The sequence below is a fragment of the Mycolicibacterium bacteremicum genome (genome assembly GCF_002086115.1).
GTDB classification, from domain to species: domain Bacteria; phylum Actinomycetota; class Actinomycetes; order Mycobacteriales; family Mycobacteriaceae; genus Mycobacterium; species Mycobacterium bacteremicum.
This window is the reverse complement of record NZ_MVHJ01000001.1, coordinates 75,083-93,495: the sequence shown is the minus strand read 5'-3', so window position 1 is coordinate 93,495 and position 18,413 is coordinate 75,083. Positions and strand designations below refer to the sequence as shown.

General features: G+C 68.1%; 18 protein-coding genes. 8 read left to right on the top strand and 10 right to left on the bottom strand.

The window, feature by feature from the left end; translation table 11 throughout:
• Positions 1–20 precede the first annotated feature (20 nt).
• The gene (locus BST17_RS00450) at positions 21–1,076 is read left to right on the top strand and encodes an ABC transporter ATP-binding protein (RefSeq protein WP_083054488.1); all 1,056 of its coding nucleotides are present in this window, start codon (positions 21–23) and stop codon (positions 1,074–1,076) included.
• Here BST17_RS00450 and BST17_RS00445 read toward each other — a convergent pair whose 3' ends face one another.
• Positions 1,077–1,415: an MmcQ/YjbR family DNA-binding protein gene (locus BST17_RS00445; RefSeq protein WP_083054486.1), complete on the bottom strand. Its 339-nt coding sequence runs from the start codon at positions 1,413–1,415 to the stop codon at positions 1,077–1,079. It lies immediately after the preceding gene.
• Positions 1,416–1,431: 16 nt separating this feature from the next.
• Entirely contained in the window at positions 1,432–2,370 is a 939-nt protein-coding gene (locus BST17_RS00440) for an ATP-grasp domain-containing protein (RefSeq protein WP_083054484.1), read from the bottom strand.
• A gap of 18 nt (positions 2,371–2,388) precedes the next feature.
• Here BST17_RS00440 and BST17_RS00435 point away from each other — a divergent pair, with 18 nt between their 5' ends.
• Positions 2,389–3,360 (top strand): quinone oxidoreductase family protein, encoded by a 972-nt coding sequence (locus BST17_RS00435; RefSeq protein WP_083054482.1) that lies wholly within the window; start codon positions 2,389–2,391, stop codon positions 3,358–3,360.
• On the opposite strand, the gene BST17_RS00430 is transcribed toward BST17_RS00435, so the two are convergent.
• From BST17_RS00430 to BST17_RS00410, 5 genes are all read right to left on the bottom strand, one after another.
• Complete coding sequence (locus BST17_RS00430) at positions 3,357–4,211, bottom strand: DUF4349 domain-containing protein (protein ID WP_407937719.1); 855 nt, start codon at positions 4,209–4,211, stop codon at positions 3,357–3,359. The genes BST17_RS00435 and BST17_RS00430 overlap by 4 nt on opposite strands.
• Positions 4,212–4,290: 79 nt before the next feature.
• Positions 4,291–4,860, bottom strand: coding sequence for a DUF308 domain-containing protein (locus BST17_RS00425; RefSeq protein WP_207573541.1), 570 nt, complete (start codon positions 4,858–4,860; stop codon positions 4,291–4,293).
• Positions 4,861–4,935: 75 nt separating this feature from the next.
• Positions 4,936–5,511 carry a TetR/AcrR family transcriptional regulator gene (locus BST17_RS00420; protein WP_083054478.1) on the bottom strand — a complete coding sequence of 192 codons (576 nt, stop codon included), beginning with the start codon at positions 5,509–5,511 and terminating at the stop codon, positions 4,936–4,938.
• Between the two features lie 46 nt (positions 5,512–5,557).
• Positions 5,558–6,859, bottom strand: a complete 1,302-nt coding sequence (locus BST17_RS00415) for a dicarboxylate/amino acid:cation symporter (protein ID WP_083054475.1) — start codon at positions 6,857–6,859, stop codon at positions 5,558–5,560.
• 62 nt (positions 6,860–6,921) lie between these two features.
• Positions 6,922–7,848: a heme o synthase gene (locus tag BST17_RS00410; protein WP_083054473.1), complete on the bottom strand. Its 927-nt coding sequence runs from the start codon at positions 7,846–7,848 to the stop codon at positions 6,922–6,924.
• 214 nt (positions 7,849–8,062) lie between these two features.
• On the opposite strand from BST17_RS00410, the gene tkt reads away from it, so the two are divergent.
• From tkt to pgl, 5 genes are all read left to right on the top strand, one after another.
• On the top strand, positions 8,063–10,153 hold the full coding sequence (gene tkt / locus BST17_RS00405; RefSeq protein WP_083054471.1) for a transketolase: 2,091 nt from the start codon (positions 8,063–8,065) through the stop codon (positions 10,151–10,153).
• 70 nt (positions 10,154–10,223) lie between these two features.
• The gene (tal, locus tag BST17_RS00400) at positions 10,224–11,339 is read left to right on the top strand and encodes a transaldolase (protein ID WP_083054469.1); all 1,116 of its coding nucleotides are present in this window, start codon (positions 10,224–10,226) and stop codon (positions 11,337–11,339) included.
• 32 nt (positions 11,340–11,371) lie between these two features.
• Positions 11,372–12,913, top strand: coding sequence for a glucose-6-phosphate dehydrogenase (gene zwf / locus BST17_RS00395; protein WP_083054467.1), 1,542 nt, complete (start codon positions 11,372–11,374; stop codon positions 12,911–12,913).
• Between the two features lie 49 nt (positions 12,914–12,962).
• A complete protein-coding gene (opcA, locus tag BST17_RS00390) occupies positions 12,963–13,874 on the top strand; it encodes a glucose-6-phosphate dehydrogenase assembly protein OpcA (RefSeq protein ID WP_083054465.1) in 912 nt (303 codons plus the stop codon).
• Positions 13,867–14,586, top strand: coding sequence for a 6-phosphogluconolactonase (gene pgl, locus BST17_RS00385; RefSeq protein ID WP_083054463.1), 720 nt, complete (start codon positions 13,867–13,869; stop codon positions 14,584–14,586). The genes opcA and pgl overlap by 8 nt, the downstream gene beginning before the upstream one ends.
• Positions 14,587–14,697: 111 nt before the next feature.
• Here pgl and BST17_RS29125 read toward each other — a convergent pair whose 3' ends face one another.
• On the bottom strand, positions 14,698–14,841 hold the full coding sequence (locus BST17_RS29125) for a hypothetical protein (RefSeq protein ID WP_165762176.1): 144 nt from the start codon (positions 14,839–14,841) through the stop codon (positions 14,698–14,700).
• Between the two features lie 57 nt (positions 14,842–14,898).
• Here BST17_RS29125 and BST17_RS00380 point away from each other — a divergent pair, with 57 nt between their 5' ends.
• Entirely contained in the window at positions 14,899–15,270 is a 372-nt protein-coding gene (locus tag BST17_RS00380) for an ATPase (protein WP_083054461.1), read from the top strand.
• Between the two features lie 91 nt (positions 15,271–15,361).
• Here the strand turns inward: BST17_RS00380 and BST17_RS00375 are convergent, their stop codons facing one another.
• Together BST17_RS00375 and BST17_RS00370 are read right to left on the bottom strand one after the other, a co-directional pair.
• Positions 15,362–16,570: an HNH endonuclease signature motif containing protein gene (locus BST17_RS00375; RefSeq protein WP_331250681.1), complete on the bottom strand. Its 1,209-nt coding sequence runs from the start codon at positions 16,568–16,570 to the stop codon at positions 15,362–15,364.
• A 534-nt stretch (positions 16,571–17,104) separates the two neighbouring features.
• Positions 17,105–18,412, bottom strand: coding sequence for a sensor histidine kinase (locus BST17_RS00370; RefSeq protein ID WP_083054457.1), 1,308 nt, complete (start codon positions 18,410–18,412; stop codon positions 17,105–17,107).
• Position 18,413 lies beyond the last annotated feature (1 nt).

Genomic DNA, 18,413 nt, shown 5'->3' with positions numbered 1-18,413 from the left:
CAAGTGAGGTTGTAACAGGCATGGCATCGGTGACTTTCACACGGGTCGGCAAGTCCTACGGGACGGCGACCGTGGTCTCGGATCTCGATCTGGAACTGGCCGACGGCAGCATGACCGTCCTGGTCGGCCCGTCGGGCTGCGGCAAGACCACATCGCTGCGGATGCTGGCCGGCCTCGAGCAGGTCAGCAGCGGCACCATCCACATCGGCGACCGCGATGTCACGCACCTGGAGCCCAAGGATCGCGATATCGCGATGGTGTTCCAGAACTACGCCCTCTACCCGCATCTGACGGTGCGGGAGAACATCGCATTTCCGTTGCGGGCCAAGCGGACCTCCCGCGACGAGGCGCTGCGCCGGGCCGATGAGGTCGCCGAGTCATTGGGCCTGGGCAAGCTGGTCGAGCGCAAACCCAAGGACCTGTCCGGCGGTCAGCAGCAGCGTGTCGCCATCGGCCGGGCCATCATCCGCGAGCCCGCGGTGTTCCTGTTCGACGAGCCGCTGAGCAACCTCGATGCCAAGCTGCGGGTGGAGACCCGCACCGAACTGCTGCGCCTGCAACGCAAATTGGGCATCACCTCGCTCTACGTCACACACGATCAGGAGGAGGCGATGACGCTGTCGGATCGCATCGTGGTGATGCGTGACGGTCGGATCGCCCAGGCCGGCCCGCCGGCGGAGGTTTACCGGCGGCCGGCGGACACCTTTGTGGCCACCTTCGTGGGCAGCCCGAAGATGAACCTGATCGACGGTGCGGTCACCGCCGGGCAGCTGCGCACCGCCGGCGGTGTGCGCATCGAGGTCGGCGGGCCGGACGCCGGCGCGGTCACCATCGGGGTACGCGCCGATGACCTCGTCCTGACCCCGAGCGCGCAAGCTTCCGCGGTGGTCGAACTCATCGAACTGCTCGGCCCGCGCGCCATCGTCACGCTGCGCGCCGCCGATCACCAGCTGACCAGCGTCGTCGACGCGGCCGCCCTGAGCGACATCCCGGTCGGGTCGACCGTCGAACTGTCCGCGCGCGATGTGCACCGGTTCGACGTGCAGACCGGGGTGCGCCTCGCCGACCCGGCGTGATCAGGAACCGTCGCTGTCGATGAGTCTGCTCGGGGCCGCCTGCCGCCACGAGTCCACGATGATGTCGTGCAACTCGTCGGCGTCCTCAAGCGCGCCGAGCCGGACCCGTACCCATGCCGATGCCGCTTCGTGCGGCGGCACCCAGAACTTGTGTGGTTCGGCGGCGATCAGCTCCACACGATCGAACCGCGGGCAGCGCACCGCGAAGGACGTCTGATCGTCGGGAATGGTGAGGAACATCTTGCCCGCGACGTCGAACGTCGGGTGCCCCCAACGCTCCTTCTCGCGGGTGTCGGGCAGCGACAGCGCGATCCGCTGCACATCATCGGCATCGAACACTGCGATCCGATCGCCGCTAGTGGTCGCGATGTGACAGCGGACCGAGTCCCAGCCGCTGCAGCGCCGTGTGGACCCCGACCGCGTATGCGCGCTCGGCGCGCTGCTTCTCGGCCGCGGCGAGTTGCCGGAATCCCAGCGACGGCTCGACCAGTTCCAGCTCCAGCAGCCGTGGTTCCTCGGCGCCGCCGATGACGTCGACCCGGGCGTAGAGCAGGTCGCCGCCGGCGATGCCGAAGCGCCGGGTGGCCGCCGCCACCGCGGCGTGGCCCACCTCCCACACCTCGTCGGCCGGGTCGGCGGCGCCGAGTTTCTCCGCGGCGAAGGTACCGGTCTCCTCGAACTCTGGGCCCCGCCCGGCGGGCGGCAGGATCGGCCCCTTGGTGAACGCGTGCGAGGGCGCCCCGTTGAGGAACACCAGTGCCGTCTCGCCGACAGCGATGCGCGGGTCGTAGGGCTGCACCAGCACGGCCCGCGCCTCGGCCTGCAGCCGGGCGGCATGGGCCAGTGCCGCCTGGGCATCGACGAACCGCTGCGCGCCCACCGAGCCGGCGCCCACCGCCGGTTTGACGACGACCTCGCCCGCCGGTACCCGGACCGTCTCGTCGGCCGCGAAGTAGTGCGTCGGCACGATCGGCAGTCCGTCATCGGCGAGGTCCAGCAGATAGTGCTTGTCGGTGTTCCAGGCGACCATGTCCGGCGGGTTCAGCAGATTACGGACCGCACGTGTCCAGGCCAGGAACTCGGTGATGCGTTCGGTGTAGTCCCAGGTCGCCCGCAGCACCACCAGATCGGCGTCCAGGGTGGCCGGGTCGTCCCACGCCAGCCAGTGCACGTGCAGCCCGCGCTCGCGCAGCGCACGGACCAGACCTTCGTCGTCACTGTCGCCCTCGGGAAGCGCGGCACAACTGGCGAAAACGATGCGCGGGTGGAACAGGTCGGGCCGGGCGAGCTTCACACGTGGATGATAGGGGGTATGCATGCCATCGAAGTCGCCCAGACCGGCGGACCCGAGGTCCTGACCTACGTCGAGAAGCCCGAGCCCTCCCCCGGCCCCGGCCAGGTGCTGATCCGCGCCGAGGCGATCGGCGTGAACTTCATCGACACCTACTTCCGGTCCGGCCTCTACCCCCGGGAGACGCCGTTCATCTCCGGCACCGAGGTGTGCGGCACCATCGCCGCCGTCGGCGAGGACGTCGCGGCACTGCGCGTCGGCGACCGGGTGGTCACCGCCAACGCGGTCGGCGCCTACGCCGACTATTGCGTCGCCCCAGCCGATTTCGTGGCCTACGTACCGGAGGGGGTGGCCCCCGACCAGGTCGCCTCGGCCCTGCTCAAGGGGATGACCGCGCACTATCTGCTGAAGTCGGTCTACGCCGTGCGGCCGGGCGACACCATCCTGGTGCACGCCGGGGCGGGCGGTGTCGGGCTGATCCTGACGCAGTGGGCCACCAGCCTGGGCACCAAGGTGATCACCACCGCGTCCACGCCGGAGAAGGCCGAACTGTCGCGCCGGGCGGGGGCCATCGAGGTGCTCGACTACCCCGAGGATGCCCAGGAGTTCGGCGCAGCAGTCAAACGACTCTCCGGCGGCGGGGTCGCCGCGGTCTACGACGGCGTCGGCGCCTCGACGTTCGAGGCCAGCCTGGCCAGCCTGGCGGTGCGCGGCACGCTGGCATTGTTCGGCGCCGCCAGCGGTCCGGTGCCGCCGTTCGATCCGCAGCGCCTCAACGCCGCGGGCTCGGTGTTCCTGACCCGGCCCAGCCTCGGTGCATACACCCGCACCGCCGACGAATTCTCGTGGCGGGCGGGCGAACTGATCAATGCCATCGCCGACGGCTCGATCACCATCACCGTCAGCGAGCGTTACCCGCTGGCCGAGGCGGCCCGCGCGCACACCGACCTGCAGGGCCGTCGCACGGTCGGCTCGATCGTGCTGGTCCCCTAACGCCGGCGCGCGGCCAGCCGGAAGACGGCGTACACCAGAGCCAGCAGCACCAGTACCGCGCCCACCCACGGCAGCATCAGGCCGACCAGCAGGAACATGTGAGTCCCGGTGTCCACCAGGGCATCCCATCCTCGTTCGACCTGTCCGAGGAAGCCCCGGTACTGCTGCGGAGCGGGTCCGCCGACGTCCGGCGCGATCAGATCGACGGTGAGCGTGCTCAGCGCGATCTGATCTCCCAGGGCGGCCCGCTGCGCGCGCAGGCTGTCCAGGTCGGCCTGCCGTTGCGAGAGCGCGTTCTCGGCCTCGATCAGCGCCGAGGGATCGCGCGCATCGCGCATGATCGCCAGCAGCCGGTCCACCGAGGTCTGCAATGCCGTGATCCGGGCGTCCAGATCGACGCGCCGGCTCGTGACATCTTCGGCCCGCAGGTCCAGCGCATCCACGGTGCCCAACGCCTTGAGTCGGTCGATCACGCCGTCCAGCTTGTCGGCAGGCACCCGCAGGGTCAGCGTGACGCGGGCCGGGTCCAGCTCCGACCCGCCGTACTCGGTGCGGGTGTCGACACGGCCGCCGGAGTCACCGGCGATGCCCGCCGCCCTGTCGGCGGCGGCCACCGGGTTGCCGGGATCGGCCACCGTGACCGTCATGGTGGCCGTCTTGACGACGTCCCGGCCGGTCGGTGGCGGCGCCTCGGGCGGCGCCGGCGGCATCTTCTGCGGCGCATTGTCGGTCGCCCCGCTGTCGTTCGCCGGACCGGTCAGCGGCGCGGCCGTCGGGCTGCCCGCCGCGAATTCCTCGGCGCTGCCGGGTTGTCCGGGCGGCGCCCCGGCCGAGCACGCCACGAGCGTCATCAACACCAGGAGCCCGGCCAGGCCCCGAAACAGCCGGCGCAATGTCATACCGCCAGATAGTAGTCAGGGGACGCGCCGTTCAGGCCCGAGCGCGCACGGTGCGCACCGTCAGCCACACCGCCGCGATCAGGAAGTAGAACGCCCCGAATCCGGCGTACGGCGCGATGTCGGTGATCTGCGGCGTCCCTGGGCCGGTGGCCTGCAGCAGGAACATGATCCCGGCGGCGGTGGATTGGATGCCGCTGACGATCATCGGCCACTGGCCGCCGTGGGTCCGCCACCGCCGCGCGCCGGTGGCGAGTTGCAGCAGCCCCGACAGCGCCGCCCACACGCCGAAGACGCCGAGCACCGCGTTCATGCCCGTGGACAACGCCACCGCGACGGACAGCGTCGTCACCACACTGACGGCGGCGTTGAACGTCTGGGTCGGATTCCTGCGGAATCCGCCGTGGCGTTGGGCGTCAACGATATTGGCGCCGGCATCCCATGCCGGATAGATCAGGAGCAACGCCGCGACGACGGCGCCACCACTGTGGGCGAGGCTTACCGCCGCCCCCACCCAGGCCAGCGAGAAGGCGGCCCGGGTGAAGTAGTACCGGGTGAGCCAGGCGTCGGTGTCGGTGTCGGTGGTTGCGGATGCGGTGGTCATGATTTCCCTTCGGTGGGCGGCACTGCTCATCGACGCCCGAACCACGGCCCGGGCGCAGATGGTGATCTCGGGGTTCTAGGAGGTCGGGGTCAGGAGTCGCTGGATCGCGGGTTGCACGATGGTGGCGAATACCGCCGGGTCGCCGTAGGCACGGGCGGTGAGCATGGCGCCGTGAACGGCCGCCATGAAGCTCTCGGCTTCGACGCGTGCGTCGCCGGCCCCGGTGAACACACCGTCGCGCACACCGCGCCCGATCACGGCCGTCAGCCACTGCGACAACGCCCGGAAATGCTCGCGCACCTCCGCCGCCACCGGCTCGGGCAGCACCGGGATCTGTGTCGCGAGAAGCGCACACAGGCAGTAGGCGGCATCCGGTTCGGCGACGCACGTCTCCCAGTACCCGGCATACGCCCGGAGTGCGTCGAGCGGACCGTCGGTGTGCGCCTCGATGCCGGCCAGTCCGGCGGCGGCTTCCTCCCGGTAGCGGCGCACCAGTTCCTGCACCAGGTCGACCTTCGTCGGGAAATGGTGATGGACGCTGGCCTTGCGGATACCGACGACCGCCGCGATATCGGCGTAGCTGAACGCCTGGTATCCGCCGGCGATGATCGATGCGCGTGCTGCCTGCAGAATCGCGTCCGGAGTGCCCATGCCCGTCAGCCTACCTTCTAGTAGGTAGGTAGAACAAATGCGCCGCTCAGTCGGCCGCGTCGGCGCGGGCCATCGCCTCCTGGTACGCGTCCAGATCGATCTCCTCGGCCGTCACGGTCTTGGTTCCGTTGTAGACATCGCGGTCGATCTCGCCATCGGCGTCGGCCACCAGCATCGCCACGAAGGTGTCGCCGTTGACGTTGAGGAATGTGCGGAAGATGCCGGCGAACCAGTCGACGGCGATCAGCAGCCCGACGGCCTCGAACGGCAATCCCAGCGAGGTGGCCAGGAACATCGCCACCACCGGGAACCCGCCCGGCACGGTGATGGTGCCCATGTTGAGCAGGATCGCCAGCCCCATGCCGAGCACGATCTGCCCGATGCCCAGTTCCACATCACCCGCCTGGGCCAGGAACATCACGACGATCATGTAGTTGAGCACCGCCCCGTAGGAGCCCATCGTCAGTCCCACCGACAGGGTGAAGTTGGCAACCTTCTGGCTCACCCCGACCTTCTCCACGGTGTTGCGCAGCACCGTCGGGAAGGTGACCGCCGAACTGGTCGTCGTGACGGCGATGGCGGTCTGTTCGGTCAGCTTGCCCGGCAGCGACCAGGGATTGAGTCGGGTGCGCACGGTCACCACGGCGACGAAGAGCACGAACAGGATCAGGACGCCGGCCAGGTTGGCGCCCAGGTACTTCAGCGCGGTCGTCACCACCGCGAAGCCGACGTCACCGGCCAGCGCCGCCAACAGACAGAAGACGCCGATCGGGGCGATGTACATCACCAGCCGGATCATGGTGAGCACGATCTGCTGAACCTGGTCGACGAAGCTCAGCACCCGGGTGTCTCCGGTCCTGGCGATCTGCAGGCGCAGCGCGATCCCGAACAGCAGCGAGAAGATGATGATCGGCACCATGGTGGCCGTCGACATGGCGGCGAAGATGTTGGTGGACACGAAGTTGAGCAGGGTGTCCTGCCAGCCGAGCGCCTCCTGCGCCGACTCCTGCAGGCCGGCATCCACCGGGCCGGTGAACTCGATGCCCGCGCCCGGGCGGATCAGCACACTGAGCGCCCACGCCAACACCGCGGCCACCAGTGAGAAGCCCAGCATCCAGCCGAATGTCCGCGCGGCGATCTTGCCGGTGCCGGTGCCCGTCATCGACCCGGTTGCGACGATCACCGAGGCCATCACCAGCGGCACGATCGACATCTGGATGAGCCGGATGAACATGTCGCCGACGAATTTCAGATTGGCCGCCCAGTCGCCGACGATCAACCCGAACAGGATGCCACCGACGGCGGCCACACCGATCTGCATCGCCGGATGGGTCAGTAGTTTCCGCATAAGGCCTCCGACCGTAGGCCCCGACCGTCACCTCGACGTTGCGCCGGAGTTACACCCGGTGTCTAGAACAGCTGCGGCAGCGCCAGCGCGGAGTCGACCGCGAGCGCGCAGAACACGACGGCCAGGTAGTTGTTCGACTGCAGGAACAACCGCAGCGGTTTGACCGGCTCACCGCGCTTCACACCGGAGTACAGCTGGTGGGCCATCACCAGGAACCAGACGCCGGCCAGCGCGGCGACCGCGGCGTACAGCCAGCCGGTGGCCAGCACCAGCGTCAGCGTCGTCAGGACGGTCAGCCAGGTGTAGATGAGGATCTGACGGGTGACCTGACGTTCGGTGGCCACCACCGGCAGCATCGGGACCCCGGCCGCCTTGTAGTCCTCCTTGTAGCGCATCGCCAGCGCCCAGGTGTGCGGCGGTGTCCAGAAGAAGATGACGAGGAACATCACCAGGGCGGGCCACTGGATGGTCCCGGTGACCGCCGACCAGCCGATCATCACCGGCATGCAGCCGGCCGCCCCGCCCCAGACCACGTTCTGCGAGGTGCGGCGCTTGAGCAGCAGCGTGTAGACGAACACGTAGAACGCGATGGTCACCAGGCCGAGCACGCCGGAGAGCAGGTTGGTCGTCCACCACAGCCAGGCGAACGACCCCACCGTCAGGATGAGCCCGAAGATCAGCGCGTTGCGGGTGGGTACCGACGCCTTGGCCAGTGGCCGCAGCGCCGTGCGCTTCATCACCTTGTCGATGTCGGCGTCGGCCACGCAGTTGAGCGTGTTGGCGCCGGCGGCGGCCATCATGCCGCCGATCAACGTGTTCAGGATCAGCAGCGGATCAACGGTGCCGCGGTCGGCCAACAGCATCGCCGGAATGGCCGTCACCAGCAGCAATTCGATGACGCGCGGCTTGGTCAACGCCACGTACGCCAACACCGTGGTGCGAATCCGATTCGGTTCCCTACTGACCGACCGGCGCTCGCGAATGCTCACGCAAATAACTCCTCGGGCAGCGGTCACGCGGGCTTCTACTACAGACGATGGTAGACCGCACCCCGATCGGGCTGACACCGCAGGGTCGGTTCGCGGTGAGTTCGGTGTGAACGGCAGCCCAAACCTGCCCGAACCGGTCTGCGGCGGATAAGACAACAGCACTAGGGTGTTTGAGGTAGAAGTCCACCGTTTTGCGAAAGTAGGAGTGAAGGTAGTGACCACCGTCGAAGAAATCTCTGCCCTCACACAACCGCATCATCCCGACGACTGGACCGAGGTCGACACCGCCGCCGTGGACACCGTGCGCGTGCTGGCCGCCGACGCCGTGCAGAAGGTCGGCAACGGCCACCCGGGCACCGCCATGAGCCTCGCCCCGCTGGCCTACACGCTGTTCCAGCGCCAGCTGCGCCACGACCCGTCCGATGTGCACTGGCTCGGCCGGGACCGCTTCGTGCTGTCCTGCGGTCACTCCAGCCTGACCATCTACCTGCAGCTGTTCCTGGGCGGGTTCGGTCTGGAGATCGACGATATCGAGGCGCTGCGCACCTTCAAGTCCAAGACGCCGGGCCACCCGGAGTTCCGGCACACCAAGGGCGTCGAGATCACCACCGGACCGCTCGGCCAGGGTCTGGCCTCGGCGGTCGGGATGGCGATGGCCGCCCGCTACGAGCGCGGCCTGTTCGACCCGGACGCCCCGGCCGGCGAGAGCCCGTTCGACCACTACATCTACGTGATCGCCTCCGACGGTGACATCGAGGAGGGCGTCACCAGCGAGGCGTCCTCGCTGGCCGGCACCCAGCAGTTGGGCAACCTGATCGTGTTCTACGACAAGAACCACATCTCCATCGAGCACGACACCGACATCGCGCTCAGCGAGAACGTCGCCGACCGCTACCGGGCCTACGGCTGGCACGTGCAGGAGGTCGAGGGCGGCGAGAACGTCGTCGGGATCGAGGCCGCCATCGCCGAGGCCAAGAAGGTCACCGACAAGCCGTCGTTCATCTCGCTGCGCACCATCATCGGCTACCCCGCCCCCACCAAGATGAACACCGGCGGCGTGCACGGCTCGGCACTCGGTGACGACGAGGTCGCGGCCACCAAGAAGATCCTGGGCTTCGACCCGGACAAGAAGTTCGAGGTCCGCCCCGAGGTCATCGAGCACACCCGCAAGCTCGTCGACCGCGGCCGCGAGGCACACGAGAAGTGGCAGACCGACTTCGACGCCTGGGCCGAGCGCGAGCCCGAGCGCAAGAAGCTGCTCGACCGACTGACCGCCGAGGAACTGCCCGAGGGTTGGGACGCCGACCTGACCTACTGGGAGCCCGGTTCCAAGGCCCTGGCCACCCGCGCCGCATTCGGTCAGGTGCTCAATGACGTCGCGCCGAAGCTGCCCGAATTGTGGGGCGGCTCGGCCGATCTCGCGGGCAGCAACAACACCACCATCAAGGGTGTGAAGTCGTTCGGCCCGCCGAGCATCTCCACCGACGATTTCAGCGCCGACTGGTACGGCCGGGTGCTGCACTTCGGTATCCGCGAGCACGCGATGGGATCCATCCTCTCCGGCATCGTGCTGCACGGCCCCACCCGCGCATTCGGCGGCACCTTCCTGCAGTTCTCCGATTACATGCGGCCTGCGGTGCGGCTGGCCTCGCTGATGGACATCGACACCATCTACATCTGGACGCACGACTCGATCGGCCTCGGCGAGGACGGACCCACGCACCAGCCGATCGAGCACCTGGCCGCCCTGCGCGCCATCCCGAACCTGTCGGTGGTGCGTCCGGGCGACCCGAACGAGACCGCCTACGCCTGGCGCAGCATCGTGGCCCGCGGCAACGGCAGCGGACCGGTCGGTTTCATCCTGACCCGTCAGGGCATCCCGGTCCTGGAGGGCACCGATTCCGACGGCGTCGCCAAGGGCGGTTACGTGCTCGGCGGCGATGACGCGACCGGCGCGGACGTCATCATCATCGCCACCGGTTCGGAGCTGCAGTTGGCCGTCGAGGCCAAGAAGCTGTTGGCCGAGAAGGATGTCGTCGCGGCCGTCGTGTCGATGCCGTGTGTGGAGTGGTTCGAGAGCCAGCCCAAGGAGTACCGCGATTCGGTACTACCGCCCGGGGTGTCGGCCCGCGTGGCCGTCGAGGCCGGAATCGCCCAGCCGTGGCACAAGCTCGTCGGAGACACCGGCGAGATCGTCTCGATCGAGCACTACGGCGAATCCGCCGACGACAAGACGCTGTTCCGCGAGTTCGGCTTCACCGCCGAGAACGTCGTCGCAGCCGCCGAACGCACCCTGGACAATTGACCGCCTGGCGGTCGGAAGACAATTGACCGCCCGGCGGTCGGAAGACAACTAGAAGGTAGGGCGAAACATCATGTCCCAGAACGAAAATCTCGCAGCACTGTCCGCCGCCGGCGTATCCGTGTGGCTCGACGACCTGTCCCGTGAGCGGCTGCAGACCGGCAACCTGGCCGACCTGATCGCCACCAAGAGCGTCGTCGGGGTGACCACCAACCCGTCGATCTTCCAGGCCGCACTGTCCAAGGGCAACGCCTACGACGACCAGGTCAACGAGCTCGCCGCGCAGGGCGCCGATGTGGATGCCACCATCCGCACCGTCACCACCGACGACGTCCGCAACGCCTGCGATGTGCTGGCCAAGACCTACGAGGCCACCGACGGCGTCGACGGCCGGGTCTCCATCGAGGTCGATCCCCGGCTGGCGCACGACACCGACAAGACGATCCTGCAGGCCATCGAGCTGTGGAAGATCGTCGACCGGCCCAACCTGCTGATCAAGATCCCCGCGACGCAGGCCGGCCTGCCCGCCATCACCGCGGTGATCGCCGAGGGCATCTCGGTCAACGTGACGCTGATCTTCTCGGTGGAGCGGCACAAGGCGGTCATCGACGCCTATCTGGCCGGACTGGAGAAGGCCAAGGAAGCCGGCCACGATCTGTCCAAGATCCACTCCGTCGCCTCGTTCTTCGTCTCGCGCGTCGACAGCGAGATCGACGCCCGGCTGGAGAAGATCGGGTCGCAGCAGGCGCTCGATCTGCGCGGCAAGGCCGGCGTGGCCAACGCGCGACTGGCCTACGCGGCCTACGAGGACGCTTTCGGTGGCGAGCGGTTCGCCGCGCTGAAGGCCGACGGCGCCCGGGCCCAGCGCCCGCTGTGGGCATCGACCGGCGTGAAGAATCCGGACTACTCCGACACCCTGTACGTGACCGAGCTGGTGGCACCCAACACGGTGAACACCATGCCGGAGAAGACGCTGGACGCCGTCGCCGACCACGGAGTGGTCACCGGTGACACGGTCAGCGGCACCGCCGCCGAGGCCCAGCAGGTGTTCGACGCCCTGGTCGAGATCGGCATCGACAAGGACGACGTGTTCATCACCCTCGAAGAGGAGGGCGTGGAGAAGTTCGAGAAGTCCTGGGCCGAGCTGATGGAAGCCACCCAGGGACAGCTCGACGCCGCCAAGAAATAGCCGCTCCGACGCGACCAGCAGAGGGACACGCGATGAGCACAACCGAGGCTCCGGCATGGCACAACCCGCTGCGGGACAAGCGCGACAAGCGCATGCCCCGTATCGCGGGGCCGTGCGCGGTGGTGATCTTCGGGGTCACCGGCGATCTGGCGCGCAAGAAGCTGATGCCGGCGATCTACGACCTGGCCAACCGCGGGCTGTTGCCGCCGAGTTTCGCGCTCGTCGGCTTCGCCCGCCGGGACTGGGCCGACGAGGATTTCGGCCAGGTGGTCTACGACGCCGTCAAACAGCACGCGCGCACCCCGTTCCGCCAGGAGGTCTGGGACCGCCTGGCGGAGGGCTTCCGGTTCGTCCAGGGCGCATTCGACGACGACGCGGCCTTCGGACACTTGGCCGAGACGTTGCACACCCTCGACGTCGAACGCGGCACCAACGGCAATCACGCGTTCTACCTGTCGATCCCGCCCAAGGCGTTCCCGCAGGTGCTCGAGCAGCTGTCCCGGTCGGGCCTGGCCGCCAAGGACGGTGACAGCTGGAGCCGGGTGGTCATCGAGAAGCCGTTCGGCCATGACCTGTCCAGTGCCGAGGAGCTCAACGGGCTGGTCAACAGCGTGTTCCCGGAGTCGTCGGTGTTCCGCATCGACCACTATCTGGGTAAGGAGACGGTGCAGAACATTCTGGCGCTGCGCTTCGCCAATGAGATGTTCGAGCCGATCTGGAACGCCCATTACGTCGACCACGTGCAGATCACGATGGCCGAGGACATCGGACTGGGCGGGCGCGGCGGGTACTACGACGGGGTCGGTGCCGCCCGCGACGTCATCCAGAACCATCTGATCCAGCTGCTGGCGCTGACGGCCATGGAGGAGCCGGTCAGCTTCTCCCCCGCCGAACTACAGGCCGAGAAGATCAAGGTGCTCGCCGCCAGCAGGCTCGCCGAACCTCTCGACCAGACCACGTCGCGCGGCCAGTACGCCGCCGGTTGGCAGGGCGGCGAGAAGGTGGTCGGCCTGCTCGACGAGGAGGGCTTCTCCCAGACCTCGTCGACGGAGACCTTCGCTGCGATCACAGTGGACGTCGACACCCGCCGCTGGGCCGGTGTGCCGTTCTACCTGCGCACCGGAAAACGTCTGGGCCGCAGGGTCACCGAGATCGCGCTGGTGTTCAAGCGAGCGCCGCATCTGCCGTTCGACGCCACCATGACCGAAGAACTCGGTAAGAACGCGCTGGTGATCAGGGTGCAGCCCGATGAGGGCATCACCCTGCGGTTCGGCTCGAAGGTGCCGGGCAACGCCATGGAGGTTCGCGATGTCAGCATGGACTTCTCCTACGGTTCGGCGTTCGCCGAGGAGTCACCCGAGGCCTACGAGCGGCTGATCCTGGACGTGCTCCTCGGTGAGCCGTCGCTGTTCCCGGTCAACGCCGAGGTCGAACTGTCCTGGAAGATCCTGGATCCCGCGCTCGATTACTGGGCCTCACACGGCAAACCGGACAGCTATGAGTCCGGCACCTGGGGTCCGGACTCAGCGTTCGAGATGTTGCGCCGGACCGGACGCGAATGGCGACGGCCGTGACCGGCAGCGGCGACCACGAGCGACGAGCGCAGCGAGGAGTAGCCGAGCAATGATCATCGATCTGCCCGACACCAATACCGGCGCCATCAACAAGAAGATCGTCGCCCTGCGCGAGGAGGGCGGCGCGATCACCCTGGGCCGGGTGCTGACCTTGGTCATCGCGCCGGATACCGAAGCGGTACTGGAGGATTCGATCGAGGCCGCCAACGCCGCCAGCCGCGAACACCCGTGCCGGGTGATCGTGGTGATCCCCGGGGACCGGCTCAGTCTGGAGGCCCGCCTGGACGCCCAGTTGCGGATCGGCAGTGACGCCGGCGCCAACGAGGTCGTGGTCCTGCGGCTGTCCGGTCCGCTGGCCAACCATGCCAGCAGCGTGGTCACCCCGTTCCTGCTGCCCGACACCCCGGTGGTGACGTGGTGGCCGGATCTCGCACCGCCGGTTCCCGCACAGGATCCGCTGGGCAAGTTGGCGATTCGCCGGATCACCGATGCCACCAACGGTGAGAATCCGCTGGCCTGCATCAAGAGCCGGCTGGCCGGATACACCGCCGGCGACACCGACCTGGCCTGGAGCCGGATCACCTACTGGCGTGCGCTGCTCACGGCGGCGGTCGATCAGGCTCCGCATGAGCCGATCACCTCGGCGGTGGTTTCCGGGCTTCGCGAGGAGCCGGCGCTCGACATCCTGGCCGGTTGGCTGGCCGGCCGACTGGACTGCCCGGTGACCCGGGCGGTCGGTGAGCTCAAGGTCGAGCTGACCCGTGCCAGCGAGACCATCACGCTGAGCCGTCCGCAGGACGGGGTCACCGCGACGCTCACCCGCACCGGGAAGCCGGATGCGCAAATTCCGTTGGCGCGCCGGGAGACCCGTGACTGCCTGGCCGAGGACATGCGGCGACTCGACGCCGACGAGATCTACTTCGAAGCACTTCAGGGAATCGACAGGGTGACATATGTCTGAGCAGGTGATCGAGACCTACCTCGATGCCAAGGAACTGGCGAAGGCCGCTGCGGCGCGTCTGGTCGGCGTCATCACATCGGCGATCGTCAACCGCGGCCGCGCCGACGTGGTGCTGACCGGGGGCACCGTGGGGATCGACCTGCTGCGCCATGTGACCGGATACAGCCCCGATATCGACTGGGCCAAGGTCCATCTGTATTGGGGCGACGAGCGTTTCGTGCCCCACGATGACGCGGAGCGCAATTTCCGGCAGGCCCGCGAGGCACTGCTGGAGAGCATCTCGATCCCCGGCGAGAACGTGCACGCCATGGCCGCCTCCGATGGCGAATTCGGCGAGGACATCGAACGCGCCGCCAAGGCTTATCAGCGGGTGCTGCCCGACGAGTTCGACGTGCACCTGCTCGGTATGGGCGGAGAGGGGCACATCAACTCGCTGTTCCCCGATACCGCCGCGGTGCGCGAGACCGACCGCCTCGTCGTCGCCGTCACCGACTCCCCCAAGCCGCCGCCCCGGCGCATCACGCTGACCTTGCCCGCGGTGCAGCGCGCCCGCGAGGTGTGGTTGGTGGTGGCCGGCGAGGAGAAGGCCGACGCCGTGGCTGCGGCAATCGGTGGAGCGGCCGCGGTCGACATCCCGGCAGCGGGCGCGACGGGCCGAGAGAAGACCGTGTGGCTGCTGGACAAGGCGTCGGCGAGCAAGCTGCCCGCCTGAGCTTCGGTCCCCGGCGAGCACGACCGCCGAGGCACCTGTGCCCGTCGAGCAAGCCGCCCGCCTGAGCCTCGGTCCCCGACAAAGCGCGTCCGCCGGAGCGCCTTTGATCCCTCAGTCCTCGACCATCCGGTCCGAGGGGCACTCCGTGCGCCGATCGGCCAGCGCTTCGCCGTATCCGGCCAGGTAATCGGCCACCGCCCGGCCCGACCCCGGGTCCGGGCGCAATCGCAGGATGCCGTCGCAGAACTTCGCCATACAAGATCAGACGCGCGTTGCGCCGATTAGGTTCCCCGAACATCCATACTTGCCTGTATGGCAGACAAGGGCGACGGCCGCGCCCGTCCGGCGACGCGGCGCATCAGAACGCTGACCCAAGCCGCGCTGAACGCCGATGCCACCGTCGTGCAGGTGGAGACCCTGCTCACCGACCTCGACCGCACGGTCGTGACGCTGAACAATTCGATCGGCGACCTCGATGTGACGCTGGACCGGTTCAACTCCACCATCACCAGCATCGATGAGCTGGCACCGCGGCTGATCGCCATGGTGGAGCGGCTCGAGGTCATCGTTGCGCGGGTCGAGGCCATCGTCGAGATCGGTGAGGCCATTGCCACCCCGGTCGCGGCCCTCGACAGTGCGGTGCGCGGTCTGATCTCCCAGCTGCGCCGGGCGGCCCGGATCTAATTCGCCGACCCTCGACTCGATCCGTCATCGGCCGCCCGGCCGCTATCTCTGTGCAGATTTCAAGGTGCTTCGTGCGCCGGTGAAAACTTGGTCAGGCGGCCGCGGGTAGGTCGGTCATGGTGCGTCGATTGTGTGAGCGCAGATGCTCGGGCTCGGGCTGTCCCGGCGTGTGCGGTGGGATGAACCAGGGATGACGGTCTCGGCCGAGGTAGACCTGCCACCCGCCGTGGTGGATCAGGCTGTGGTGCAGCCGGCACAGCAGCACACCGTTGTCGAGGCTGGTCTGGCCGCCTTCACTCCAGGGTCGGATGTGGTGGGCGTCGCACCAGGACACCGGCCGCCCGCACCCTGGGTGCGCACAGCCGCCGTCGCGCACGCCCAGTGCTTTGCGGATCGCGGGGGTGAACAGCCGCTCGCCGCGGCCGACGTCGAGCGGCACGCCGGTGTGGTCGACGATCACCTTGGTCAGCGTGGAATCGCACGCGATCAGATCCGCGGTCGCCGCACTGACCGGCCCACCGAACCCGAGCCGGTCCACCGCCTCTTCGCCGCCCGCCGCCGCGACCGTGGCGGGCCGGATCAACGTGACATGCGGTAACACCCCACCGGACATCGGTCGTGTCGACTGCGACAGGTAGGTCCGCAGGATCTGCGCGACCGCATCACCCCGACGCTTCTCGATCGGCCGCGGATCCGGTGACCCATCCGGGAGCGGGACCGGCCGGCACAACGGATCCAGCGCCGCACACAGTTCTTCCCCGGTCCCGACGTCGAGGTTGAGGGTGGCCTCATATCGACCCTCCTCGCCCAGGACCAGGGTCATCGTGTTGAGGTCGGCGTCCTCGGCGATGGGTACCGCACGCTGTTCCGGCGGGAGCGCTGCGGCGCGGTCGATGGCGATCGCCCGCGCCTTCTTCCCGACTTCGGCCGGCGTGGTCTGAATCATCAGTTTGGTCACCACGCTCGCCCGATCCTGCTCGGACAGTTCGGTTCTGGCGTTGATGTGGGTGACGCCTTTGCCGACGGCATCGGCAAACTCGATGCTGATCCCACCCAACCGTTGCGCGGTGGTCAGCGCCGGCAGTAGGTGCGCTGCCCGGCCCACCCGCACCGCCCGCACCGCCGCACCCGGGGCCATCCCCAGCAGGGTCAGTAGGTCGGTGCCCGTCTTCAGATGTCTTCGCGCCGGGATCCCGGCGCGCTCAGCCGCCGCCACCGCCGACGCGACAACAAAAGCCAACAGATTGCCCGCCGTCACCGCCGCAGCCAACACCGCCAACAACGCCTCGTCATCAACCACCGGCCGCGGACACTCCAACAAATGAAACAACGTCCGATCAGCACCATCGTTCGGCACCTCAACCGGAGCCAAATCATCGATCAACGCATCAACAAAACAACTCACATCGGTGGCGTCCATAACGGGACCCAACCTTTCGGACAAGGCCAACACGCACTCGCCCCCACAGGGGCACCACGGCCCAACCGAACCCTCGTCAGGGTCGGTCGAACCTTCTCGACGGCGCATGCCGCCGACACGGGCTCACCTGGAGAGTGGGAGCCACATCGCTTCGAACTTGTGTTCGAGTTTACCGCGAGAAGTCAAGTGGCGCAACCACTATTTTCGAAGACATCGGTCGCGCTGCAACGACGCTCGCTCCTGCTGCCCGACCCGCGCCGACACTGTCGATGCACGAGTAGACGTGGGCCCCTTGAGCCCGGAACAAGTGCCGTCCGCAACCCTGCCGCACCAGCCGTCAGGCAGTGAGCGAGGACGATCGCCAACTGACGGCGAACCCCGAAACCCGCTCTGAGAGAACGCCAAAAGAGGAAACTACGCGATCTGATCCGGCGCACGCTCGGAGATGGTCAACGTCGCGCGCAGGCCACCCAGCGGACTGTCGTCGAGGTCCAAACGCCCACCGTGCAGCGCCGCCTGCTGGGTCACCAGCGCCAGTCCCAGCCCCGACCCGCCGGGCACCGCGGTGCTGCCGCGGGCGAACCGGCCCAGCACCGCGGTGCGCTCCTCGGCGGGCAGTCCGCGGCCGTTGTCGTCCACCACGATCTGCAACTGGCCCGGTAACCGATTGCAGGTCAAGACGATTCGCGTCGCCGCACCGTGCGTCGCGGCGTTGCGCACCAGATTGTCCACCGCCAGACGCAGCCCGCCGGGCCATCCCCACACGGTGAAGTGATCGTCGGTGGCCACCGTGATGTCCACCGGCGGATCGATGCGCCCGTTCTCCCGCACGACGCGATCCAGCATGTCGGTCACGTCGATCTGTTCCCGGTCCTCGGCTTGGGCCAGTTGGCCGGACGCGAGTTGTCCGAGTGCGGTGATCGTCGCCTCCACCCGGCGTTGCGCGCGCAGCAGGTCGCCGACCACTTCCTCGCGTTCGTCGGCGGGCAGGTCGTGGATGCGCAGCGTGTCCAGGTCGGCGCGCATGGCGGTCAGCGGTGTGCGCAGTTCGTGTGCCGCATTGGCCGCGAAGTCCTGGGCCGCCTGCAGTGACCGGGTGGTTGCCTGTTGCGCGGCAGCCAACCTGCTCAACATCCCGGCCATGGCCTCGGAGAGCTCCTCAGCCTCGCGGGCCCCCTTCACATTCGGCACGCCGCCGCTGCCAAGAGATTTCGTCTGCTCGGTCAGCCTGCGCAGCGGGCGTACCGCCGGACCGGCCAGCAGCCAGCCGATACCACCCGCCACCAACACCGTCAGCACGCCGACCGAGATATAGATGGGGATCCGGGCCCGGTTGAGCAGGATGCTGTCGGCGCGGATGCCCAGCGACAGCAGGATGCCGCCGCCCTGCTGGTTCATCGGGATGGTGCGTACCCGGTATTCCACCCCGTTGACCTCGACGGTCTCGGTTCCCGGCGGCAGCGCCGGCAGCTGGAAGCCGCGCTGGAACACCACCTGCCCGGTGGAGCGGGACCGCCCGGTGGTCAGTACCCCGCGTCTGGGGTCGGACAGTTGTTCGGGGAACATGCTGGCCTCGACGATCGAGTCCAGGCGCCGATCCAATTGCGCCGCATCGTTGTTCGCGAGCACCACCGATGTCAGCACGGTGAACGCCGCCACCACGGCGGCAGCGGCGACAGCGGAGGCGATGGCGACCCGGGTGCGCAGTGACAACCGCGCCACG